The organism is Mycobacterium sp. NGS67 (assembly GCF_059812185.1).
Genome location: NZ_JCALCF010000009.1, coordinates 115,417 through 136,419, shown reverse-complemented (window position 1 = coordinate 136,419; position 21,003 = coordinate 115,417). Strand labels below are relative to the sequence as shown.

20 protein-coding genes and 1 pseudogene are annotated in these 21,003 nt (G+C 67.8%); 6 read left to right on the top strand and 15 right to left on the bottom strand.

Annotated elements, in window-relative coordinates; translation table 11 throughout:
* Window position 1: 1 nt before the first annotated feature.
* Window positions 2–934: an SDR family NAD(P)-dependent oxidoreductase gene (locus AC5Y4D_RS11050; protein WP_499944691.1), complete on the bottom strand. Its 933-nt coding sequence runs from the start codon at window positions 932–934 to the stop codon at window positions 2–4.
* 233 nt (window positions 935–1,167) lie between these two features.
* On the opposite strand from AC5Y4D_RS11050, the gene groL reads away from it, so the two are divergent.
* Together groL and AC5Y4D_RS11040 are read left to right on the top strand one after the other, a co-directional pair.
* The gene (groL, locus tag AC5Y4D_RS11045; protein ID WP_499944692.1) at window positions 1,168–2,793 is read left to right on the top strand and encodes a chaperonin GroEL; all 1,626 of its coding nucleotides are present in this window, start codon (window positions 1,168–1,170) and stop codon (window positions 2,791–2,793) included.
* Between the two features lie 232 nt (window positions 2,794–3,025).
* Window positions 3,026–5,248: a catalase gene (locus AC5Y4D_RS11040; protein ID WP_499944693.1), complete on the top strand. Its 2,223-nt coding sequence runs from the start codon at window positions 3,026–3,028 to the stop codon at window positions 5,246–5,248.
* Here AC5Y4D_RS11040 and AC5Y4D_RS11035 read toward each other — a convergent pair.
* From AC5Y4D_RS11035 to AC5Y4D_RS11015, 5 genes are all read right to left on the bottom strand, one after another.
* Window positions 5,245–5,652, bottom strand: a complete 408-nt coding sequence (locus tag AC5Y4D_RS11035; RefSeq protein WP_499944694.1) for a DUF4189 domain-containing protein — start codon at window positions 5,650–5,652, stop codon at window positions 5,245–5,247. The genes AC5Y4D_RS11040 and AC5Y4D_RS11035 overlap by 4 nt on opposite strands.
* Complete coding sequence (locus tag AC5Y4D_RS11030; RefSeq protein ID WP_499944779.1) at window positions 5,649–6,122, bottom strand: GreA/GreB family elongation factor; 474 nt, start codon at window positions 6,120–6,122, stop codon at window positions 5,649–5,651. Before AC5Y4D_RS11030 ends, AC5Y4D_RS11035 begins: the two co-directional genes overlap by 4 nt.
* 2 nt (window positions 6,123–6,124) lie before the next feature.
* Window positions 6,125–6,418 carry a GreA/GreB family elongation factor gene (locus tag AC5Y4D_RS11025; protein WP_499944695.1) on the bottom strand — a complete coding sequence of 98 codons (294 nt, stop codon included), beginning with the start codon at window positions 6,416–6,418 and terminating at the stop codon, window positions 6,125–6,127.
* A 114-nt stretch (window positions 6,419–6,532) separates the two neighbouring features.
* Entirely contained in the window at window positions 6,533–7,243 is a 711-nt protein-coding gene (locus AC5Y4D_RS11020) for an Rv1733c family protein (protein WP_500037138.1), read from the bottom strand.
* A 43-nt stretch (window positions 7,244–7,286) separates the two neighbouring features.
* Window positions 7,287–8,810: a PucR family transcriptional regulator gene (locus AC5Y4D_RS11015; protein ID WP_500037137.1), complete on the bottom strand. Its 1,524-nt coding sequence runs from the start codon at window positions 8,808–8,810 to the stop codon at window positions 7,287–7,289.
* Between the two features lie 75 nt (window positions 8,811–8,885).
* Between AC5Y4D_RS11015 and AC5Y4D_RS11010 the strand changes: the two genes are divergently transcribed.
* Entirely contained in the window at window positions 8,886–9,704 is an 819-nt protein-coding gene (locus tag AC5Y4D_RS11010; RefSeq protein ID WP_500037136.1) for an SDR family NAD(P)-dependent oxidoreductase, read from the top strand.
* Here AC5Y4D_RS11010 and AC5Y4D_RS11005 read toward each other — a convergent pair.
* From AC5Y4D_RS11005 to AC5Y4D_RS10990, 4 genes are all read right to left on the bottom strand, one after another.
* Window positions 9,684–10,253 (bottom strand): carboxymuconolactone decarboxylase family protein, encoded by a 570-nt coding sequence (locus AC5Y4D_RS11005; RefSeq protein ID WP_499944699.1) that lies wholly within the window; start codon window positions 10,251–10,253, stop codon window positions 9,684–9,686. The genes AC5Y4D_RS11010 and AC5Y4D_RS11005 overlap by 21 nt on opposite strands.
* Entirely contained in the window at window positions 10,250–10,660 is a 411-nt protein-coding gene (locus AC5Y4D_RS11000; RefSeq protein WP_499944700.1) for a pyridoxamine 5'-phosphate oxidase family protein, read from the bottom strand. Before AC5Y4D_RS11000 ends, AC5Y4D_RS11005 begins: the two co-directional genes overlap by 4 nt.
* Window positions 10,661–10,676: 16 nt before the next feature.
* Complete coding sequence (locus tag AC5Y4D_RS10995; RefSeq protein WP_499944701.1) at window positions 10,677–12,119, bottom strand: PPE family protein; 1,443 nt, start codon at window positions 12,117–12,119, stop codon at window positions 10,677–10,679.
* Window positions 12,120–12,215: 96 nt separating this feature from the next.
* On the bottom strand, window positions 12,216–13,955 hold the full coding sequence (locus tag AC5Y4D_RS10990; protein WP_499944702.1) for an N-acyl-D-amino-acid deacylase family protein: 1,740 nt from the start codon (window positions 13,953–13,955) through the stop codon (window positions 12,216–12,218).
* Window positions 13,956–13,982: 27 nt separating this feature from the next.
* Here AC5Y4D_RS10990 and AC5Y4D_RS10985 point away from each other — a divergent pair.
* Window positions 13,983–14,132, top strand: a pseudogene (locus AC5Y4D_RS10985) (VOC family protein); the annotation flags it as partial.
* Between the two features lie 10 nt (window positions 14,133–14,142).
* Window positions 14,143–14,658, top strand: a complete 516-nt coding sequence (locus AC5Y4D_RS10980; RefSeq protein WP_499944703.1) for a mycothiol transferase — start codon at window positions 14,143–14,145, stop codon at window positions 14,656–14,658.
* A 19-nt stretch (window positions 14,659–14,677) separates the two neighbouring features.
* On the opposite strand, the gene AC5Y4D_RS10975 is transcribed toward AC5Y4D_RS10980, so the two are convergent.
* From AC5Y4D_RS10975 to AC5Y4D_RS10955, 5 genes are all read right to left on the bottom strand, one after another.
* Window positions 14,678–15,382, bottom strand: a complete 705-nt coding sequence (locus AC5Y4D_RS10975) for an anti-sigma factor (protein ID WP_499944705.1) — start codon at window positions 15,380–15,382, stop codon at window positions 14,678–14,680.
* Window positions 15,379–15,942 (bottom strand): sigma-70 family RNA polymerase sigma factor, encoded by a 564-nt coding sequence (locus AC5Y4D_RS10970; protein ID WP_500037135.1) that lies wholly within the window; start codon window positions 15,940–15,942, stop codon window positions 15,379–15,381. The genes AC5Y4D_RS10975 and AC5Y4D_RS10970 overlap by 4 nt, the downstream gene beginning before the upstream one ends.
* A 44-nt stretch (window positions 15,943–15,986) precedes the next feature.
* Complete coding sequence (locus AC5Y4D_RS10965) at window positions 15,987–16,643, bottom strand: DUF1365 family protein (RefSeq protein ID WP_500037134.1); 657 nt, start codon at window positions 16,641–16,643, stop codon at window positions 15,987–15,989.
* A 48-nt stretch (window positions 16,644–16,691) separates the two neighbouring features.
* Entirely contained in the window at window positions 16,692–19,523 is a 2,832-nt protein-coding gene (locus tag AC5Y4D_RS10960) for an MMPL/RND family transporter (RefSeq protein ID WP_499944780.1), read from the bottom strand.
* Between the two features lie 71 nt (window positions 19,524–19,594).
* Window positions 19,595–20,017: an MmpS family transport accessory protein gene (locus AC5Y4D_RS10955; RefSeq protein WP_499944781.1), complete on the bottom strand. Its 423-nt coding sequence runs from the start codon at window positions 20,015–20,017 to the stop codon at window positions 19,595–19,597.
* Window positions 20,018–20,279: 262 nt separating this feature from the next.
* On the opposite strand from AC5Y4D_RS10955, the gene AC5Y4D_RS10950 reads away from it, so the two are divergent.
* Window positions 20,280–20,966 carry a TetR/AcrR family transcriptional regulator gene (locus AC5Y4D_RS10950; RefSeq protein WP_499944708.1) on the top strand — a complete coding sequence of 229 codons (687 nt, stop codon included), beginning with the start codon at window positions 20,280–20,282 and terminating at the stop codon, window positions 20,964–20,966.
* The last annotated feature ends 37 nt before the right edge of the window (window positions 20,967–21,003 follow it).

Below are 21,003 nucleotides of genomic sequence, written 5' to 3'. Positions count from 1 at the left end.
TTCAGACCGGGAACGTGACACCGGTGAGCTCTTCGGAGACCGCCCAGAGCCGGCGCTGCAGATCCTGGTCGTGGGACTGGGCGCTGGACTGGACGAGCTTCGGGTGGCCGCGCTGCTCGGCGAAGCCGGCCGGGCCGTAGTACTGCCCACCCTCGACCGCCGGGTCGGTGGCGGCCCGCAGCGTCGGCAGTGCGCCGTTCTCGGCGCTCTGGAACAACACCGGACCCAGGACCAGCAGCGGCTGCAGATACCACGGGACGTTGCGGGCCAGCTCGGTCGCCGACCCGCCGGGGTGTGCCGCGACCGCTACGGTCGGCACCGACGCCGCGGCCAGCCGGCGTTGCAGTTCGTAGGTGAACAGCAGGTTGGCCAGCTTGGACTGTCCGTAGGCGCCGACGCGGCTGTAGCTGCGTTCCCACTGCAGGTCGTCGAAATGGATCGCCGCCCGCATCCGGTGACCGAGGCTGCTGACCGTCACCACCCGGGAACCGCGCACCGACAGCAGGTGGTCGAGCAGCAGTCCGGTGAACGCGAAGTGCCCGAGGTGGTTGGTGCCGAACTGCAGCTCGAAACCGTCGGCGGTGACTCCTTTGGGTGTCCACATCACCCCGGCGTTGTTGATCAGCAGGTCGATCCGCGGGTAGCTGTCCCGCAACTTCCCGGCGGACCGGCGCACCGAGTCCAGTGAGGCGAGGTCGAGTTCGGCCAGCGTGACGTCCGCCCCGGGATTGCCGGCCACGATGCCGGCCAGCGCGGCGTTGCCCTTCTCCAGGTTGCGTACCGCCAGCACCACGTGCGCGCCGCGGGACGCGAGTGCCGCGGCGGTGTGGTAGCCCAGACCGGTATTGGCGCCGGTGACGACGACGGTGCGCCCGGTCTGGTCGGGGATGTCGGCGGCGGCCCAGTTGCGGTCGTTGTTGCCGTCGGAAGCCATGGCCCCGAACATACCCAGACCGACATCGAGTCCGAGACGCGACCGCCCGTCATTTTCTTGCACTCGGCATAGGCGAGTGCTAAGAATGACGTTGGCACTCGCGACCGGCGAGTGCTAGGTCGGGACGGTGAGGCCAGGGGTCCGCGTCAGCGGGGAGCAACCCCAGCCGTCCGTCGCGGGCACTGCGCCCGGCCCGAACGTAGCCATCCCCAATCCGGAGGAATCACTTCGCAATGGCCAAGACAATTGCGTATGACGAAGAGGCCCGTCGCGGCCTCGAGCGGGGCCTGAACAGCCTCGCCGACGCGGTAAAGGTGACGTTGGGCCCCAAGGGCCGCAACGTCGTCCTGGAGAAGAAGTGGGGCGCTCCCACGATCACCAACGATGGTGTGTCCATCGCCAAGGAGATCGAGCTGGAGGACCCGTACGAGAAGATCGGCGCCGAGCTGGTCAAGGAAGTCGCCAAGAAGACCGACGACGTCGCCGGTGACGGCACCACCACGGCCACCGTGCTGGCGCAGGCGCTGGTCAAGGAGGGCCTGCGCAACGTTGCCGCCGGCGCCAACCCGCTGGGTCTGAAGCGCGGCATCGAGAAGGCCGTCGAGAAGGTCACCCAGACCCTGCTCGACTCAGCCAAGGACGTCGAGACCAAGGAGCAGATCGCGGCCACCGCGGGCATCTCCGCGGGCGACCAGTCGATCGGCGACCTGATCGCCGAGGCGATGGACAAGGTCGGCAACGAGGGCGTCATCACCGTCGAGGAGTCCAACACCTTCGGCCTGCAGCTCGAGCTCACCGAGGGCATGCGGTTCGACAAGGGCTACATCTCGGGCTACTTCGTCACCGACGCCGAGCGTCAGGAAGCGGTCCTGGAGGACCCCTACATCCTGCTGGTTTCCAGCAAGGTCTCAACCGTCAAGGACCTGCTTCCGTTGCTGGAGAAGGTGATCCAGGGCGGCAAGCCGCTGCTGATCATCGCCGAGGACGTCGAGGGCGAGGCGCTGTCCACCCTGGTCGTCAACAAGATCCGTGGCACCTTCAAGTCCGTCGCCGTCAAGGCCCCGGGCTTCGGTGACCGCCGCAAGGCGATGCTGCAGGACATGGCCATCCTCACCGGTGGTCAGGTCATCAGCGAAGAGGTCGGCCTGAACCTGGAGAACGCCGACATCTCGCTGCTGGGCAAGGCCCGCAAGGTCGTCATCACCAAGGACGAGACCACCATCGTCGAGGGCGCCGGTGACTCCGACGCCATCGCCGGCCGGGTGGCCCAGATCCGCGCCGAGATCGAGAACAGCGACTCCGACTACGACCGGGAGAAGCTGCAGGAGCGCCTGGCCAAGCTGGCCGGCGGTGTTGCGGTGATCAAGGCCGGGGCTGCCACCGAGGTGGAGCTCAAGGAGCGCAAGCACCGCATCGAGGACGCCGTCCGCAACGCCAAGGCGGCCGTCGAGGAGGGCATCGTCGCCGGCGGTGGCGTGGCCCTGCTGCAGGCGGCTCCGGCCCTGGCCGAGCTGGACCTCAAGGGTGACGAGGCGACCGGTGCCAACATCGTGCGCGTCGCGCTCGAGGCTCCGCTGAAGCAGATCGCTTTCAACTCCGGGCTGGAGCCCGGTGTGGTGGCCGAGAAGGTCCGCAACTCCGACGCCGGGACCGGCCTGAACGCCGCCACCGGTGAGTACGAGGACCTGCTCAAGGCCGGCGTCGCCGACCCGGTCAAGGTGACCCGTTCCGCGCTGCAGAACGCGGCGTCCATCGCGGGTCTGTTCCTGACCACCGAGGCCGTCGTCGCCGACAAGCCGGAGAAGGCGGCCGCTCCGGCGGGCGACCCGACCGGTGGCATGGGCGGTATGGACTTCTAGTCCTGGGTACGAGAAAGCCCGGCTCCCACGGTGGAGCCGGGCTTTTTCGTGGGAACCGTTGGCGCGCAGACTAATTCGCCGGTTCCGGGCGCGCGACGCGAGGTTCGATCGGGAACGACGTCCGGCCGTCTTCAACCCGCGACGCTGGAGCCGTTTGCAGGCCGAGGTTTCGGGTATCTGCACCGCCCATAGTGACATTCACCGGAATGCCGGGCAGTGACCAGGAGTGACGATGGCCGACAGTCGCGGACCCAAGGAGACCATCAAAGACGTCGTCGACGATGTCAAAGAAAAGGTCAAGGAGGTCGCCGGTTTGGCGGGGCAGCCGCCCGACTATGTACCCGGCGCGCCCGGTGCCCAGGAGCCGTCGTTAAACGAACCGACCGACCCTCGCGACCCGTTGCCGCCGAAGCCCGATCAGGCCTCGCCGACGCTGGCCACCGGCACCGGCACTCCTGTGGCAGGCCCACCGACGGCGCGCGGACAACAAGGGGAGTACCTCACCACCGCCCAAGGGGCGCGGTTGTCCAACACCGATCACGCGCTGAAGGCGGGTCCACGCGGGCCGACGCTCCTGCAGGATCACCATTTGCGCGAGAAGATCATGCACTTCGACCACGAGCGCATCCCGGAACGAGTGGTGCATGCGCGCGGCTCGGCCGCGCACGGCGTGTTCCGTGCCAACGGCGCAGCCGAACAGATTTGCAGAGCGCACTTCCTCAAATCCGGCGTCGAGACCGACATCTTCATCCGCTTCTCCACCGTCACCGGATCGCTCGGCGCACCTGACACCCTGCGCGATACCCGCGGGTTCGCGATCAAGTTCTACACCGGCGAGGGCACCTGGGATCTGGTCGGCAACAACATCCCGGTGTTCTTCATTCAGGAAGGGATCAAGTTCCCCGACATCATCCACGCGGCCAAGCCCCACCCGGACCGGGGAATCCCGCAGGAACAATCGGCGCACGACACCTTCTGGGACTTCGTCGGTCTGCATACCGAAGCCACCCATCACACCATCTGGCAGATGTCTGACCGCGCGATCCCGCGCTCGTACCGGATGATGGAGGGCTTCGGCGTCAACACCTTCCGCCTGATAGCCGAAGACGGCCGGACGTCACTGGTGAAGTTCCATATGAAGCCGCGCCTGGGTGTGCATTCATTGATGTGGGAAGAGGCCCAACTCGCCGCCGGGGTGGACCCCGATTTCCACCGCCGCGACCTCGCCGACAACATCGAAAAGGGCGCCTATCCCGAGTGGGACCTCGGGGTGCAGGTGTTCCCGGACAACCCCGAGCAGATGTTCGAGGGCATCGATCTGCTCGACGCGACCAAGCTGGTGCCGGAGGAAGTGGCCCCGGTGCAGGTGATCGGCACATTTGAGCTCAACCGCAACGTGACCAACTTCTTCGCCGAGACCGAGCAGGTGGCCTTCCATCCGGGGCATCTGGTGCCCGGTATCGACGTCACCGACGACCCGCTGTTGCAGGCGAGGCTGTTCTCCTACCTCGACACCCAACTTTCGAGGCTGGCGGGACCCAATTTCGCCCAGATCCCGATCAACCGTCCGCACGCGCCGGTCAACGACATGTTGCGGGACGGATTCCATCAGGACGGCGTGCATCCCGGCGTTGCGCCCTACCGCCCCAACTCGCTCGACGGCGGCTGCCCGTTCCTGGCCGGCGTGACGAGCGGCGCCCTGATAGATGTGCCTACCGTTGTCCCGGAGTCGACGAAGACTCGTGCCGTCCCTGCGTCGTTCGAGGATCACTTCACCCAGGCCACGATGTTCTACCGCAGTCTGACGCCGGTCGAACAGGAACATGTGGCCGATGCGTACATCTTCGAACTCGGCAAGTGCTACGAGAAGGTGATCAAGCAGCGCTACCTCGGGGTACTGGCGAACGTCGATGCGCAACTGTGCGAAACGGTCGCCGCCGGTCTGGGACTCGAGGCGCCGGGCCCGACCGCTGCGCCCGTCGAGCCCGCGCTGACCAGTCCCGCGGTGGCGCAGGTCGGTCAACGTTGGCCCGTCCAAGGACGCCAGATCGGCATCATCACCGGTGCAGACTCTGACATCGGTGACGTCGCGGCAGCGCTGGGCGCCGTCGTCGCGGCGAAATTGATTCCGCTCGTGGTGGCCCCCCACGGTGGGACTCTCGAACATGACGGCCCCAGCGTGCCCATTTCGCGCACCTATGACACTGGGCGTTCGGTGGAGTTCGACGCCGTCGTCGTCGCGGGATCACCGACCCTGGCGAAAGCGCGGATCATGGTGGACGAGGCCTATCGGCACCAGAAGGCGCTCGCGGTGCTGCCGCAAGGCGCCGATCTGGTTGCTTTGGCAGGGGTTCCGACCGAAGCGGCCGGGGTGTTCGCCGGCTCGGACCCGGCGGCCCTGGTCGAGTCGCTCATCGAGAGTCTCGGCGAACACCGGGTCTGGGACCGGGTTTAGTTACAGGCCCAGTCGACGACCCAGCCACCCCCGAGCCGGTCCAGAGCATGGGCTTCGGCCATAGGGCGGTTGAGGCCGATGCCGCCGTGATACGTGGTGCCGTCGTGGGCCACCGCGCCGCAGCGGGTGAAGGTGCTGACCACTGTGCAGTTGCCGGCCCCGCACCGTTCCAGAGCTTGCTGCTGCGCGCCGAGTTTGGACAGGTGACGGCGTGCGGTGCCGTTGGAGCCGTCGTGGCTGTAGGCGATCGCGCCGTAGTACGTGATCAGCGGTGGCAGGTTCGGTGGCGCCTCGGTCGCCACCGGGGTGGTGTGGGCGCGCGCCGGTTGGACGAGCGTGAAGGCCAGCGCGACGGCGGCGAGGACGCTTCCGAGTAGCACCGCGATACGGCGTCGGGTGGTCACTTCTCTTCCTTTCCGGCTGCGATGTGGATGCCGTAGGGCACCGCGTTGAGCAATGTGACGGTCACTTCGGTGCCGTTGGGCAGTCGATAGGTGCGCCGTTCCCCGGGGCGGGCGCCTTCGAGGGCGGCGCCCAGCGGTGCCTGATTGGAGTAGACCTCGATGTCGCCGTGTTCGGCGCTGCGCACCCCCAGCAGGAACGTCTCGACCGAACCGGTGTCGTCGAATCGGACGGTCAGCACCATGCCCGGTTCGGCGATTCCGTCGTCGGGGGGATCCTGTCCCACGGTGACATCGGTGAGCAGGTCGTGGATCTGCTGGATACGCGTCTGCCGCTGCTGTTCGTCGGCGTGGGCTTCCGCGCTGCCGCCGTCGGTGTCGGCGTCGATGCGCGACTCACGTAGCGCGGCCAGCTCCTTCTGCAGGCGGTCGTAGGCGTGCTTGGAGATCCACACCCGTTGCGCGGTGGTCATGTTCAGTTCCATCCTTTCGAATGCTGTTGGTACGGCACGGCCCGCAACAGGGTGATGTGGACCGGGCGCCGCTCGTGCGGCATCACGTAGACGCGCTGTTCGCCGGGACGTGCGCCGGCGATTGCGTGACCCAGCGGAGACAGGGTCGAGTAGACCGGGATGTCGGCGTTCTTGCCGAAACGCCGGCCCAGCAAAAAGGTTTCGGTTTCACCGGACGCGTCGTAGCGAATGGTCAGCACCATTCCGCTCTTCGCGACATCACCCGAGGCGGGCGAAACATCTTGTGCGAGAGTCATTTTCGTTTCCCTTCAGTTGGAGAATGTCGTCGCCAGGGGCGGGCAGAGTTCAGCAACCGCCCCCGGCGACTGGGGTAGCCCGTTGCCGGGCCCGGTCCGGAGATCCCTGGCTGGTCAGGATCGGCTGACGTGCCCGCGGCCTTCGCCGGTCACGTCCGCCAGTTCAGGTCGCCAGTTGTCGTGGCGAGATCGGGTGAGCAGTTTTCGAGCGCCGACGAAGATCAGCGCCGCGACGACCGTCGCATTCAGCCAGACCGCCAAGGCCACGAACACCGCCTCACGCGCGGCGGACATCGGCGGCCCACCCGCGTAGGTGCCGTCCGGATTCACCGAGATCTCGATCGTCTCGCCCGGTTCCGGTGCCGTGCGCGCCTGCACGACGCCGGTGTGTTCGGCCCCGGCCGCGAACCATCGGGCGTGCACCTGGGTGAGATCGCTGCGCGCGGGCATGTCGATCACGGTCGCGGTGACCTCGGTCCGCTGCTGCGCCTGCGCGGCGTGGAACTGGCTACGCGAGTCATAGACCGCCGTACCGATCGCGCCTGCCACCGGAATCGCCAGCAGCGCCAGCGCGACGGTCAGTACCGCCACGAGGGCTTCGAGCCGATCGCTCCTGCGAATCAGCGGGTTGCGGTTGAACAGCACGAACAACCAGTGCGGCGCCTGCAGGGTGAAGGTTTCCATCGCGGCGCTGTCATCCGACCGCTGCCGCGGATCGGTATGCTGGCGGGTCATCGGTGGTCTCCTGTCGGTGGGCCGCGAAACTTCGGCCGTAATACCAGGATTCCCCGAACAGCCCTGGTGAGCATTGACCCAGCCGCACAACCGCGCCAGCTCGCGTTGTCGCGGCCCGACAGGACGAAAAGCGTCAGCCGAGGTCGGTCGCCGCGAGTTGGATCATCATCGCGAGCCTCTTGTCGGCGTCGTCCAACGCCAAGTCGGTGACCTCGGCCATCTTGCGCATCCGGTACCGCACGGTGTTCTCGTGCACTCCCAGCCGCTCGCCGGCGGCGGCCGGGTCACCCTGGGCCGCCAACCATGCCCGCAGCGTCGCCACGTAGTCGGTTCCGGTGGCGTCGTCGTGGCGGCGCAGCTCCGCGACGGGACCCCGGCCGGGCAGCCGGCCGGAACGCGACGCGGTGCGCAGCCGCTGCAGCAGTATGTCGTCCCAGCATTGGTCGTAAACCGGGATGGTGGACAGGGCAGAGGCCTCGTGTAGCGCCAGGCACTCGTCGGCTTCCTGCCGGGCGGCGGCAAGATCGGCGGGCTCGGCGGCGCCACTGATGCCGGCCACCACTGTCACTCCTTCGGGAAGCGCGGCCCGCAGCCCGGCGACCCATTGCTGGGCGGCTTCCGGCTCGTCGCCCGGCAGCAACGTGTAGACGGTGCTGCCTACCAGCGCACTGCGGCCCGGTCGTGACCAGCCGAATCCCGCCGTGGCACGCTCGAACGCCAGCAGCAGCACGGCATCGCGGTCCGCACCGATGCACGCCTGGAGCGCGATCACCCGCAGGGGACAGCGCGGCAACCCCAGCCGGCTGATCACGGTGGCCGCGTCGGCGGTGCTCTCCAACAGCCGGATCACCAGCTCGGACTCCACCTGGCGCTCGAGGTCGGCACTTGCACGCGACCGCAGCAGATGGACGGCCACCGTGTGGGCGCTGTCGACCAGGGCAACGCGTGCGGCCCCGTCCAGCGGTAGGGAACACGCCACCCACACCGACCCCATCAGTTCGCGGCCGGAACGCACGGCCACGACCATGCGGCCCGTCACGCCGTGCTCGGCATCCTCGGGAATGAACAGCGGTTCGTCGGAGACCGCCAGGTGCGTGAAGACGCCGTCGGCTTCGTAGAACGCCCGTAGCCGCTCCGGGGTCTGCCGGGCCAGGATGGTCTGCACCCGCGCGGAATCGGCATGCTGCTGCTGTCGGGAGTACGCCAGCACCTGCATCAGCCGGTCGTGGATGACCACGGCACCACCGATCGCGTCGGCCAGGCTGTCGGTGAGGGCGAACAGATCGGTCGGGCCGCGCCCGGCCTCGGTCTCGCGACCCTCCAACACCAACCCGTAGACCACCGCGGCCAACTCGCTCCAGGACAGCGCCTCGTCGACCAGCAGCACCGCGCCCACCTCGCCTTCGCCGTGGACTGTGGCCGGGTCCGCCGGGCCGCGCAGCAACGTCACGACCGCGTGCGCCGAAGCGGCCCACCGCATCGCTTCCTCGAACGACGATGCACCGACGGCCAGGAGTACGTCGCCGGTCACCGGGCCGCGCGGGGTGGCTTCGTGGATCACGACGTTGCGCAGTTCGGTCGAGCGCGGAATCGACGACCACCGCAACCGCACCCCGTAACTGCCCAGGACGTTCACCAGGCGATCCAGAGTGATCACGCGCCGCTCCTTCGATTGATCACAGCGTAATCAGCGATGCGAAGATCGGCGTCCTACGACGGTAGGTTCAAAGACGTGGCGCTCCCGACTCCCTCTCCGACCAGTACCGCCGTCGTCACCGGCGCCTCGTCGGGAATCGGCGCCGACATCGCCCGCGAACTGGCCCGCCGCGGCCACGGCGTCACGCTCGTGGCGCGCCGCGAAGACCGGTTGCGCGAGCTGGCCGACGAGCTCTCCGGCAGCGTTCGTGTCGAGGTCCTCGCCTGCGACGTCGCGGACTCCGGCGCCCGCGCCGAGCTACTGGACGAGGTCGGCCGGCGCGGACTGACCGTCGACGTCCTGGTCAACAATGCCGGCCTGGGCACCATCGGCTCGGTGACCAAGACCGACGTGGACAAAGAGATCGCCCAGGTCCGGGTCAACGTCGAGGCAGTCATCGACCTGTGCACGCGCGCGGTCCAGCAGATGGTGCCGCGCGGGGGCGGCGCGATCCTCAACGTGGGATCCACCGCGGGGTTTCACCCGTTTCCCGGCCAGCTCGGCTACGCCGCCACCAAGGCGTTCGTGAAGTCCTACACCGAAGGTCTGCGCGCGGAACTCGCCGGCACCGGTGTCACGGTCATGCTGCTGTGCCCGGGCCCGGTGCGCACCGAGTTCCTGACCAGCGCGGGAATGGACGAACGGACCTTCGCCGACGCGTTCCCCAAGTTCCTGTGGATCCCGTCGCGGACTGTCGCACGCATCGGGGTGGACGCCCTCGACGCCGACGAGGCAATGGTCATCGCCGGACTACCCAACCAGGTGAGCACCCGGTTGGTCCAGTTCATGCCGCGACGGTTGCTGCTGCCCTTGTTGAAGAGCCGCCATCCAGGTCTACGACGAGACCGGGGTTGACGGCCAGCGTCGCATCCAGCCTTCGACCGGCAGCGCCAGCGCGTTGCACAGCGTGCAGATGGTGCGGTACCAGCCCACCGCGGTGAGCAACTCGATCCGTTGTTCGTCGTCGAGGAAGCTCCCCAGCGCTGCCCAGGTCGGCTCCGACCACGAACCGCTGCGCTCCAGTTCGTCCACCGCCTCGATCAGCGCGCGCTCGTCGGGGCTCCACCGCGCGTCCTGCGGCCCGCCGGTGACCAGGGCGTCGCACTCCTCGTCGCTGACTCCCGCGAGCGGGCCCCAGAACGCCGCTTGTCCGCCCCACTCGTAGGCGCATCCCACCAGGGCACAGCAGCGCAGTATCGCGATGGTGCGGGTCCGGGGCGCCAACAGCGCTGCCACGTAGAGGGTTTCGCCGAGCTTGCGCAGCCGGGTGGCCAGCGCCGGGTGGCGTTGCAGGCAGCGCACCAGCAGCAATGGCTCGTAGGTCCGGTCCGGGTGGCCCCAGCTTTCGATGCCCGCGGCGTCCTCGTCGCTCCACGGCGGCGCGAGCGGTTCGACGCGGCTCATGCGACCGGAAGGCTGAACACGACGCAGTCGTGCAGGCATCCCTGGGCGGCGGACGGGGAGTCGGCGTTGCGGTGCAGCAGGGCGCGGGTGGGCACGACGTCGCAGTGGACAGTGTCGGGCTCGGCGCCCTCGCTGATCTCGGCCCGGCCGTCGACGATCAGCGAGTAGCCGCCGGGTTCGGTCGGCGGCCAGATCAGCGTGACCTCGGCGCGGCGGGCCAGGTTGGCGCGGGTGCCGCCGCCGATCAGCCCGACCTCCAGGACCCGCTGATCCCGCAGCACCGGTTCGACCGTCACGGTGTGCGCGCGGTAGCTGTCGTCGACGGTGATGAGGTACGCGAACGGGAAGTCGGGCAGGGCGGCCGCCAGTCGCGGCAAGTCAACCTTTTTCGCGGTCTTTGCGGCCATTGACTGAGGATAGGCGTCAGTCCGACTTCACCGGGAACTTGATCACCCGGCTCTGACCGGCGGTGTCGCGCTGGGACTCGGGATAGAAACCCGACCTGGGGATGCCGTCGTTGGGCAGGTTCGGGGTGCCCAGCCCCGCCTCGCGCGCCATGGTGAAGCCGGTCACGTTGCTGCTGGTGGTGCGCAGCCCCGAGTTGGCGGCCGGGCTGCTGGTCGGGTTGGCCGACACCTGGCCGGGTCCGGCGGAATCCAGTCCGGCGGCCGAGGCGACGACGGGTGGGGCGATGCCGGCGTTCAGCGCGCCGGCCAGACCGGAATGCAGGCTGCCGGTGTTCGCCAGCGCCGAGCCCAGCAGTCCCGAACCCAGGGCCGCGGTCCCCAACCCGCCGGTGGCGTAGTGCGCGGAGTTGGTCAGGCTCGCCTCCAGGCCGGTCGCGGCGCCCAGGCCACCGCCGTACAGTCCCGACCCCCACGGCCCCATGCCGGCGAAGCCGGTGTTGGCGCTTCCCGAGTTGCCCAGACCCGAGTTGAGGCTGCCCGAGTTACCGAAGCCCATGTTGTCGGTGCCGGAGTTGAAGAAGCCGGTGTTGCCGGTGCCGGAGTTGCCGAAGCCGGTGTTGCCGCTGCCCGAGTTCAACCCGCCGAAGCCGAATCGGTGGTCACCGGTCAGGCCGAACCCGAAGGAGTCGCTGCCGGTGTTGGCGAAGCCGAAGTTGTTGCTGCCGAAGTTGCCGAAGCCCAGGTTGCCGATGCCGGTGTTGCCACCGCCCAGGTTGTAGCTACCGGTGTTGCCGGCCCCGACGTTGCCGCTGCCGCTGTTGCCGCTGCCCAGGTTGTAGTTGCCGGCGTTGTTGTTGCCGATGTTGCCACTGCCGGTGTTGCCGAAGCCGAAGTTGATCTGACCGTTCTTGCCGATGTCGATGCCGAGGTTGCGCAGCACCTGCTGCCACGGGGCCAGCTGGGCGGCGGCCGCCGACGCGTCGAAGTGGTAGTTCGCCATGGCCGCGACGTCGAGGGCCCACATCTGCTCGTAGGCGGCCTCGGTGTCCATGATCGCGGGCCAGTTCATGCCGAAGAAGTTGGTGGACGCCAGCATCTGCACCAGGCCGCGGTTGGCCGCCACCACCGCGGGCTGCACGGTGGCCGCCACCGCCGCCTCGAACGCCGACGCCGTCGCGGTGGCCTGTGCCGCCGCCAGGTCCGCCTGGACGGCCGCCGCGCTCAGCCAGGCCATGTACTGGGTGGCGACGTCCATCATCGCCGCGGCCGACGGACCGAGCCACGAAGAGGTGGTCAATTCCTGTGTGACACCGGTGAACGACGCCACCGACGACGCCAATTCCTCGGCCAGTCCAGCCCATGCTGAGGCAGCAGCCAGCAGCGGTCCCGCACCGGGACCGGCGAACATAAGTGCCGAGTTGATCTCTGGCGGCAACCACGCGAAATGCGGGCTTGTCACCACCCAAACCTACCCGCCGGGGCTGGTTACCGTGGGCTTATCGGGTAACCCGCTAAGGCCAATTCTCAGGGCTCCAACAGGGTCCCGTTAAAGGCGTCAGACGGGCTCGGGGGCGGGTCGACGGCCTCGGATCAAGCGCCCCGGGCGGGCCGAAGTGGGCACGCCGTGCTCGGCGATCAGCTCGCCGGAAACCACCGTCGCGACGTAGCCGTCGGCGGTCTGATCCAGCCGCCGGCCGCCGGCCGGCAGGTCGTGGGCGATGATCGGTTTGTGCAGCCGGAGCGCGGCGTGGTCGATGACGTTGAGGTCGGCCTTGTAGCCGACGGCGATCCGGCCGCGGTCGGCCAGCCCGGCGATGCGGGACGGCACCGAGGTGAGTTCGCGGACGGCTTCGGGCACGGTGAACCGTCCGGTCGCGCGGTCGCGTGCCCAATGGGTCAGGAAGTACGTCGAGTAGCTGGCATCGCAGATCATGCCGTAGTGCGCACCGCCGTCGCCCAGGCCCAGCACGACGTCGTCGCGGTGCAGCAGGTCGCCCACGGTGTCCAGGGTGTTGTTCTCCAGGTTGCTGGTGGCGACCAGCAGCATGGCCCGGCCGTCGTCGTCGAGTAGGCGGTCGTAGGCCTCCTCCAGCGCGCTGACGCCGCGGGCGGCGGCGCGGGCGGCGATGCTGTCCGACGGGTCCGGCTCGTAGTTGGGGTTGTCGTCCAGCGGGAAGATCCAGTCCCAGGCCTGCGCGACGTACAGGATCGGATGCCCGGTGCCGGGCTTGTCGGCCAGGATGCGGGCGCGCACCTCGGGTTTGCGCATTTCGGCGACGCGCTCGGCGAGCGGCAGGTCGGCGATCTCGCGGTAGCTGGGGTAGAGGACGAACGGGTTGGCCGACAGTTGCAACCCGATGATCAGCCCGATCGGGCGCGGCAGCAACTGCGCGGTGAATTGCGTCCCGCCGGCACCAGAGTTCTTGTTGGCCTTCTCCACCATGGTGATGGCGTCGGGCCAGAACGGCTCACCGGTGTTGCCGACGATCAGGGTGAAGGTGAGGGGTAGCCCGACGTCCTCGGCGACGTCGAACACCGTCTGCAGCACCGGTTGGTAGCCCCCGGCGGGGAGGTCGGGGACGAATTGCAGCAAACCGCCACCGCCGTCGACGACGCCGCGGGCGATCTGTTCGATCTCCTCGCGGGCGGCGTCGTAGCTGGGGATGGGCGCCCCGCTCTCGGTCTTGTGGATCGTCAGCCGCGACGAGGCGAAACCCAGCGCGCCCACTTCGATCGCCTCTTTGGCCAGTTCCCGCATCTTCGCCAGGTCGTCGGCGGTGGCGGGTTCGCGATCGGCGCCGCGCTGTCCCATCACGTACACCCGCAACGGGGAATGCGGGAGATAGACGGCCACATCGATGTCACGTCGCCGCGACTCTATGGCGTCCAGGTATTCGGGAAACGTCTCCCAGGTCCACGGCAGCCCGTCGGTCATGACGACGCCGGGAATGTCCTCGACCCCGGCCATCACGTCGACGAGCACTTCGTGGTCCTCCTTGCGGCACGGCGCGAAGCCCACCCCGCAGTTGCCCATCACGACCGTGGTGACGCCGTGCGCCGAGGACGGTGTCAGCCGGTCCGACCAGATGGCCTGTCCGTCGTAGTGGGTGTGCAGGTCGACGAAGCCCGGGGTGACCAACAGGCCCGTCGCGTCGATCTCGCGCGCCGCGTCGGCGCTGTTCAGCGATCCCACCGCCGCGATCACGCCGTCGCGTACCGCGACGTCGCCGGTGAACGGTTCACCTCCCAGACCGTCCACGATGGTGCCGTTGCGGATGAGGAGGTCATAGCTCATCCAACTAATCTACGACCGTGATCGATCGCCTTCTACGAGACGGCGGTGGGGCTGGGTGCGGAGTCGTTGCACCCGCCGCGGCGGTGGCCGGAGTATCACCCCGGATACTTCGGCGCCTTCGTGCGCAACCCGGACGGCAACAACGTCGAAGCCGTCTGGCACGGCGCCAGGGCGTAGCGTCGCGCGTATGCCAGGAAGCGATGACGCGGTCCGGGAACTGTTGCGCGACGCGTTCACCCGATTGATCGAACACAGCGACGAACTCACCGACGGGCTGACCGACGAGATCGCCGGCTACCGGCCCACGCCGCAGGCCAACAGCATCGCGTGGTTGCTCTGGCACAGCGCCCGGGTGCAGGACTTGCAGGTGGCCGACATCGCCGGCGCCGAGCAGGTGTGGCTGCGCGACGGCTGGGTCGATCGGTTCGCGCTCGACCTGCCGCGCAACGACATCGGGTACGGCCACAGCGCCCGGGACGTGGCCAAAGTGCGCGCGCCGGCCGCCCTGCTGGCCGGCTACTACCGCGCGGTGCACGCCTTCACCCTCGACTACGTCGCCGCGGTGACCGCCGACGAACTGGCGCGCATCGTGGACACCAACTGGGACCCGCCGGTGACGGCGAGCGCGCGGCTGGTCAGCATCATCGACGACTGCGCCCAGCACCTGGGCCAGGCGGCGTATCTGCGGGGGATCGCGAAGTAGCTGCCCGGGTGGGCGACGCTCAGCGCAGCGGCAACTCGGCCAAGACCGCGCCGGTCGGCTGGGGCGAGCCGGTGCCGGGCTCCACGGTGAACGCCAGGGACGTCGAGCTGCCCAGGTTGTCCAGCGTCGCCTTGGTGGCCGGCGACACCGCCGTGGTGCCCATCGTGCCCGCCGACGTCGTGCCGTCTGCACCAATTAGCCACATCTGGTAGACGGTGCCCGGCGCCGGCGGCGGCACGTTGTTCATCACCAGCACACCGGCATTGCGGTCGCGGGAGAACATCACTGTGGCGATCCCCGGCCCCAGCGGGCGGGAAACCGTCCGCACGTCGGGCGCGGCCAGAATCTGTTCGGCCACCGTCTGCGTGGGCGCCGGCCGCATCCACACCCCGACACCGAACGCTGCCAGGCCCACCGCGATCGCCGCGGCGGCCGCCAAAACCGCAGTGCGCCAACGTGATCGGAGCCGGGTCGGCGCAGCGGACGGGGCGGTCAGGGCGAGCACCGCCGCGCGCAACTGGTCCGGTGGTTCGGCGACATTCGCCGACGACAACACCGCCATCGTCTCCCGGACCGCGCGGACCTCGTCGGCGAAGGCCGCGGCGACCGGCGCGGGCGCCGACGAAACCCGGGCGTCGATCTCGGCCTGCTCCGTGTCGGTCAGGGCGTGCAGCGCATACGGGGCCGCCAGCTCGAGCAACTCGAAATCGTCGGGGGCGCTCATGCCACGTCCAGACAGTTGCGCAGGCCGCGCAGCGCGTCGCGCATGCGGGACTTGATCGTGGACAGGTTCGCGGCCAGCCGCTGCGACACCTCGGCGTAGGTCAGGCCGCCGTAATAGGCCAGCTCGATGCACTGGCGTTGCGCGTCGGTCAGCGCCTCCAGACACCGGATCACCCGGCGCCGCTCGTCACCCGCTATCGCCGAGTCCGAGACGACGTCGGTCGCTGTCTCGAAATACGCTGTGCCGTAACGAGATTCGCGTTTGGTTCCGGCCTGCTCGCTGCGCACCCGGTCGACCGCGCGCCGGTGTGCCATGGTCATCAGCCAGGCCAGCGCGGAGCCCTTGGCGGAGTCGAAGTCCGACGCCGTCCGCCACACTTCCAGGTAGACCTCCTGGGTGGTCTCTTCGCTGTATCCGGCATCGCGCAGCACCCTGGTCACCAGCCCGTACACCCGGGTTTTGGTTTGGTCGTAGAAAGCGGCGAACGCGCCGTTGTCTCGCGCGGCGACCCGGCGCAGCAATGCATCCAGGTCGCCACTGGGGGTCGGCGGGGCGGTCATCGTCGGTAGCCTAACGCCCGATTGCGCCAGGTTGGGGACGTCGGTCATGGCTGTCGGGCCGGCCCGGACGCGAGATCGGCCGCCCGCTCCCGCTTTTCGGCAGCCGCGGTGCCGATCGCTGCCTGTCCGGCCCGTTGTGTCCGCCGGCGTGCGAACCGGCGCAGCACTGCCATCGGCAACAGCCGCTTGCCACGCACAGTGGCGGTGAACGCCAACCGGGACTCGGGGTGCAACGACACCATGATGTCGACCTCGCGCTCGGGCACCGGCGCGAGCAGCAGGCATTGGCCGTCGGGGGAGTGCGTCCGGACCAACACCGGTACCTCGGCCGGCGGCAGCAGATAGGTGTGCCGGCCACGGGTGTTGTGCACTTCGGCGATCACGTATCGCAGGAGGCCGTCACCGTCGTGGCACCAGAAGATGGTCAGCGGGTTGACGACGTGCCCGAACGCGCGGGCGGGCAGCAACCCGGTGATGCGGCCGTCAGGCATCTCGACGCCGTGCTCGGCGAACACCGCGGTCACCCGGTCCCGCAAGCCGGCCCTCAACCACGGCAACCGGGGAAGCCGGTCGACGTCGACGTACCAGCTGTAACCGCGGTGCTGAAACGAGCGATGCGCCGGAACCTGCTGCGACTGGCTGACCGTGGTGCGGTAGACCGCCGTCGGCTTCCCCGCCCGGGACTGGTGTTGTGGCTGCACACCAGATATTCGGAGTCGGCGGCCGACCGGATGGCCGGGCCGGCCGGACTAACGCTGGTCGCTGAGCGCCAGCATCCGGTCGGTCGGCTGGTCGTCGCGCGGCAGGGCGGGGTTGCGGGCGGGCCGCGTCCGCACCCGGATCGGCCACCAGAACCAGCGACCCAGCAGCGCGGCGATCGACGGCGTCATGAAGGCGCGCACGATCAACGTGTCGAACAGCAGGCCCAGACCGATGGTGGTACCCACCTGCCCGATCATCCGCGCGTCACCGATGATCATCGACGCCATCGTGAACGCGAACACCAGGCCGGCGTTGGTCACGACCTTCCCGGTGCCGCCCATCGAGCGGATGATGCCGGTGTTCAGGCCCGCGTGTATCTCCTGTTTGAACCGGGAGACCAACAGCAGGTTGTAGTCCGATCCGACGGCCAGCAGCACGATGACCGACATCGCGAGCACCAACCAGTGCAGGGGGATGCCCAGGATGTGCTGCCAGACCAGCACGGACAGGCCGAAGGATGCGCCCAGCGACAACGCGACCGTCCCGACGATCACCGCCGCGGCCACGAAGGCCCTGGTGATCAGCAACATGATGATGAAGATCAGGCACAGCGAGGAGATGCCCGCGATAAGCAAGTCCCATTTGGCGCCCTCGGAGATGTCTTTGAAGACGGCCCCGGTCCCGGACAGATAGATCTTGGCGTCCTCCAGCGGCGTGCCCTTGAGGGCTTCCTCGGCCGCGGTGCGGATCTGGTCGATGCTGGCGATGCCCTCCGGTGAGGCGGGATCACCGCGGTGCAGGATGATGAACCGCGCCGAGTGCCCGTCGGCGGTCAGGAAGTTCTTCATGGCCCGCTTGAAGTCGGCGTTCTTGAACACCTCGGGCGGCAGGTAGAACGAGTCGTCGTTCTTGGCCGCGTCGAACGCGTGGCCCATCGCCGTGGCGTTCTCGCTCATCTCGTCCATCTGGGCGAAGATCCCGGACATGGTGCTGTGCATGGTCAGCATCATGGTCCGCATGCTCACCATGGTGTCGATCATCGGCGGGAAGGTGGCGATCATCTGCGGCATCAGCACGTCGAGCTGCTTGATGTCGCCGACCAGGACATTCAGCTGCTCGGTCAGCTGATCGATCCCGTCGAACGCGTCGAAGATCGAGCGCAGTGTCCAGCAGGCCGGGATGTCGTAACAGTGCTTCTCCCAATAGAAGTACGAGCGGATGGGCCGGAAGAAGTCGTCGAAGTTGGCGATCTTGTCGCGCAGATCGTTGGTGATCTGCTGCATCTGCTCGGTGTCGCCGACCATCTTGTGGGTGATCCCGACCAGCTTGGACATCAGCGCGTACATGTTCTGCATCAGCGCGATCGTCTTGGTCATCTCGTCGGCCTGTTTCAACATGTCGTCCATGCGGTCGCGCTGGTACTTCATGGTCTGCAGCTGACCGGCGTTCTGCATGCTCATCTGGAACGGGATCGACGTGTGGTCCATCGGGGTGCCGTCCGGCCGGGTGATCGCCTGGACGCGGGAGATGCCGGGCACCCGGAAGATGCCCTTGGCCAGCTTGTCCAGCACCAGGAAGTCGGCCGGATTGCGCAGGTCGTGATCCGACTCGACCATCAGGATCTCCGGCTTCATCCGGGCCTGGGAGAAGTGCCGGTCGGCGACGATGAAGCCCTGGTTGGCCGGGATGAAAGCGGGCAGGTAGGCGCGGTCGTCGTAGCTGGGTTTGTACCCCGGCAGGGTGACCAGCCCGATGATCGCGATCACGAGCGTGACGGCCAGGATCGGCAGCGGCCAGCGCACCACGGCGGTACCCACCCGTCGCCAACCCCGTACCGACAGCACCCGTTTGGGATCGAACACCCCGAACTTGCCGGCGACCACCAGGATCGCCGGACCCAGTGTCAGCGCGACGAGGACGGCGACCAGCATGCCGACCGCGCACGGGATGCCCAGCGTCTGGAAGTAGGGCATCCGGGCGAAGTGCAGGCAGAACAACGCGCCGGCGATCGTCAGGCCGGAGCCCAGAATCACGTGCGCGGTGCCGTGATACATGGTGTAGAAGGCGGTTTCCCGGTCCTCACCGGCTTGGCGGGCCTCTTGATAGCGGCCGATGATGAAGATGCCGTAGTCGGTGCCGGCCGCGATGGCCAAGGACGTGAGCAGGCTGACCGAGAACGTGGACAACCCGATCAGTTCGTTGTGTCCGAGCAGCGCCACCGCGCCGCGTGCCGCGCTGAGTTCGATGCCGACCGAGAGCAGCAGCAGGAACACGGTCAGGATCGACCGGTAGATGAACATCAACATCAGCGTGATCACCAGCACCGTGGTGATGGTGATCTTGGCCATGGATCTGTCGCCACTGTCGTGCAGGTCCGCGGCCAGCGCCGAGGCGCCGGTGACATATGCCTTGAGCCCCGGCGGAGCCTGCACGCTGTCGACGATCTTGCGAACGGCCATCACGGACTCGTTGGCCAGCGGTTCGCCCTGGTTGCCGGCGAGGGTCAGCTGGACGGTGACGGCTTTGCCGTCGTTGCTCTGCGCGCCGGCGGCGGTCAGCGGGTCGCCCCAGAAGTCCTGGATGCTCAGGACGTGCTTCTTGTCCTCCCGCAGCTTGCGGATCATCTCTTTGTAGTAGGTGTGCGCCTCGTCGCCCAGCGGCTTGTCGCTTTCCAGGACGATCATCCCGAAGCTGTCGGTGTCGCCCTCCTTGAATGCGTTGCCGATGTGCTTCAACGCCACGAACGACGGTGCGTCGGCGGGGCTGAGCGAGACCGAGCGCTCTTGCCCCACGACTTCCAGCGACGGCACGAAAATGCTGAGCAGCACGACGACCACCAGCCAGAATAGGATGATCGGCACCGCGAGGGCGTGAATCATCCGCGCGATGAACGGCCGGTGGGCTTCGCTGGAGAGGTCGGGGGGAGGGCCGACCGGCGCGTAGGCGGTACTCACGCCGACTTCACCAGGCAGAAGGTGAACGCGTTGACGCCACTGGAGTGACGCTCGGCTTTGACCTCGTCGTCGATCAGGATCCGGCAGCCGATGCTGTTGCTGTCGCCCTGGGCGGTGAGGTTGCCGACCATGGCCGCCTTGGTGGTGCTGATGTGCAGCGACCAGGGCAGCCGTGCGTTTTCCACCCACTGCGGATCGGAATTGACGTCGAAATAGCTGATGTCGGCGACGGTACCGGGCGGGCCGAACACCTCGTAGACGATTCGCTTGGGATCGAACGGCTCAGGGTTCTTCAAGTTGCTGTCGGCGTAGGACTCGCGCTTCTCCGAACCGAAGTAGCCGTGCACGCGGTAGACGAGGAATCCGCCGACCGCCACCACCACCAACACGGTCAGTGGGATCCACGTGCGCGACAACAGCCTGAAAATCGCAGACCCCTTTGCAGATTCGTGAATTTCTTGCGTTATACGGACCGCGGCGCCCAACCGGTGCTGCGCACCGGCGGCATCTCGTCGACCAGAGCAACTAAGCCTTGCCTAAGTAAAGCACGGCCGCGCGACCGGCTGTCCACTCCTTCCACTCGCGCTGCGAATTGTAACGCATATCACGTGCGTAACAGACGCTACCGTCCGGCTTCTACCTGCGCAAATCACATTACGTGCGTTATACAAATCACATGTTGTGCGTTATCCTCTGCCAGTGGCGCAACTCGCTTTCCGACGCGCCCGCACCGAGGAGAACAAGCGCCAACGTGCGGCGGCACTGGTAGAGGCCGCACGCTCGCTGGCCGTCGAGACCGGCGTCGCGTCGGTCACCCTGACAGCGGTCGCCAGTCGCGCCGGAATCCACTACTCGGCGGTGCGCCGCTACTTCACCTCGCACAAAGAGGTGCTGCTGCATCTGGCCGCTGAGGGCTGGGTGCAATGGTCGGGCACGGTGTGCGACAAGCTGGCCGAACCCGGTCCGATGACCCCGGAACGTGTGGCCGAGACGCTGGCCAGCGGTCTGGCCGCCGACCCGTTGTTCTGCGACCTGCTGGCCAACCTGCACCTGCACCTCGAACACGAGGTGGAGATCGAGCGGGTCATCGAGATCCGGCGGACCATCTCGGCCGCCGCGATCGCCCTGGCGGACGCCATCGAACAGGCGCTGCCCGCGCTGGGGCGTCCGGGGGCGTTCGACATCCTGATCGCCGCCTACTCGCTGGCGGCGGCCTTCTGGCAGATCGCCAACCCGCCGGCGAAGATCTCGGATGCCTACGAGGAGGAACCCGAGGTGCTGCCGGCCGAATGGAACATCGACTTCGGCTCCGCGCTCACCCGGGTGCTCACCGCCACCTGCATCGGCTCACTCCCGGGGTCGCGATGACGGGTGAGGATCGTGAAATGTTTTGCGTCAGACGGGT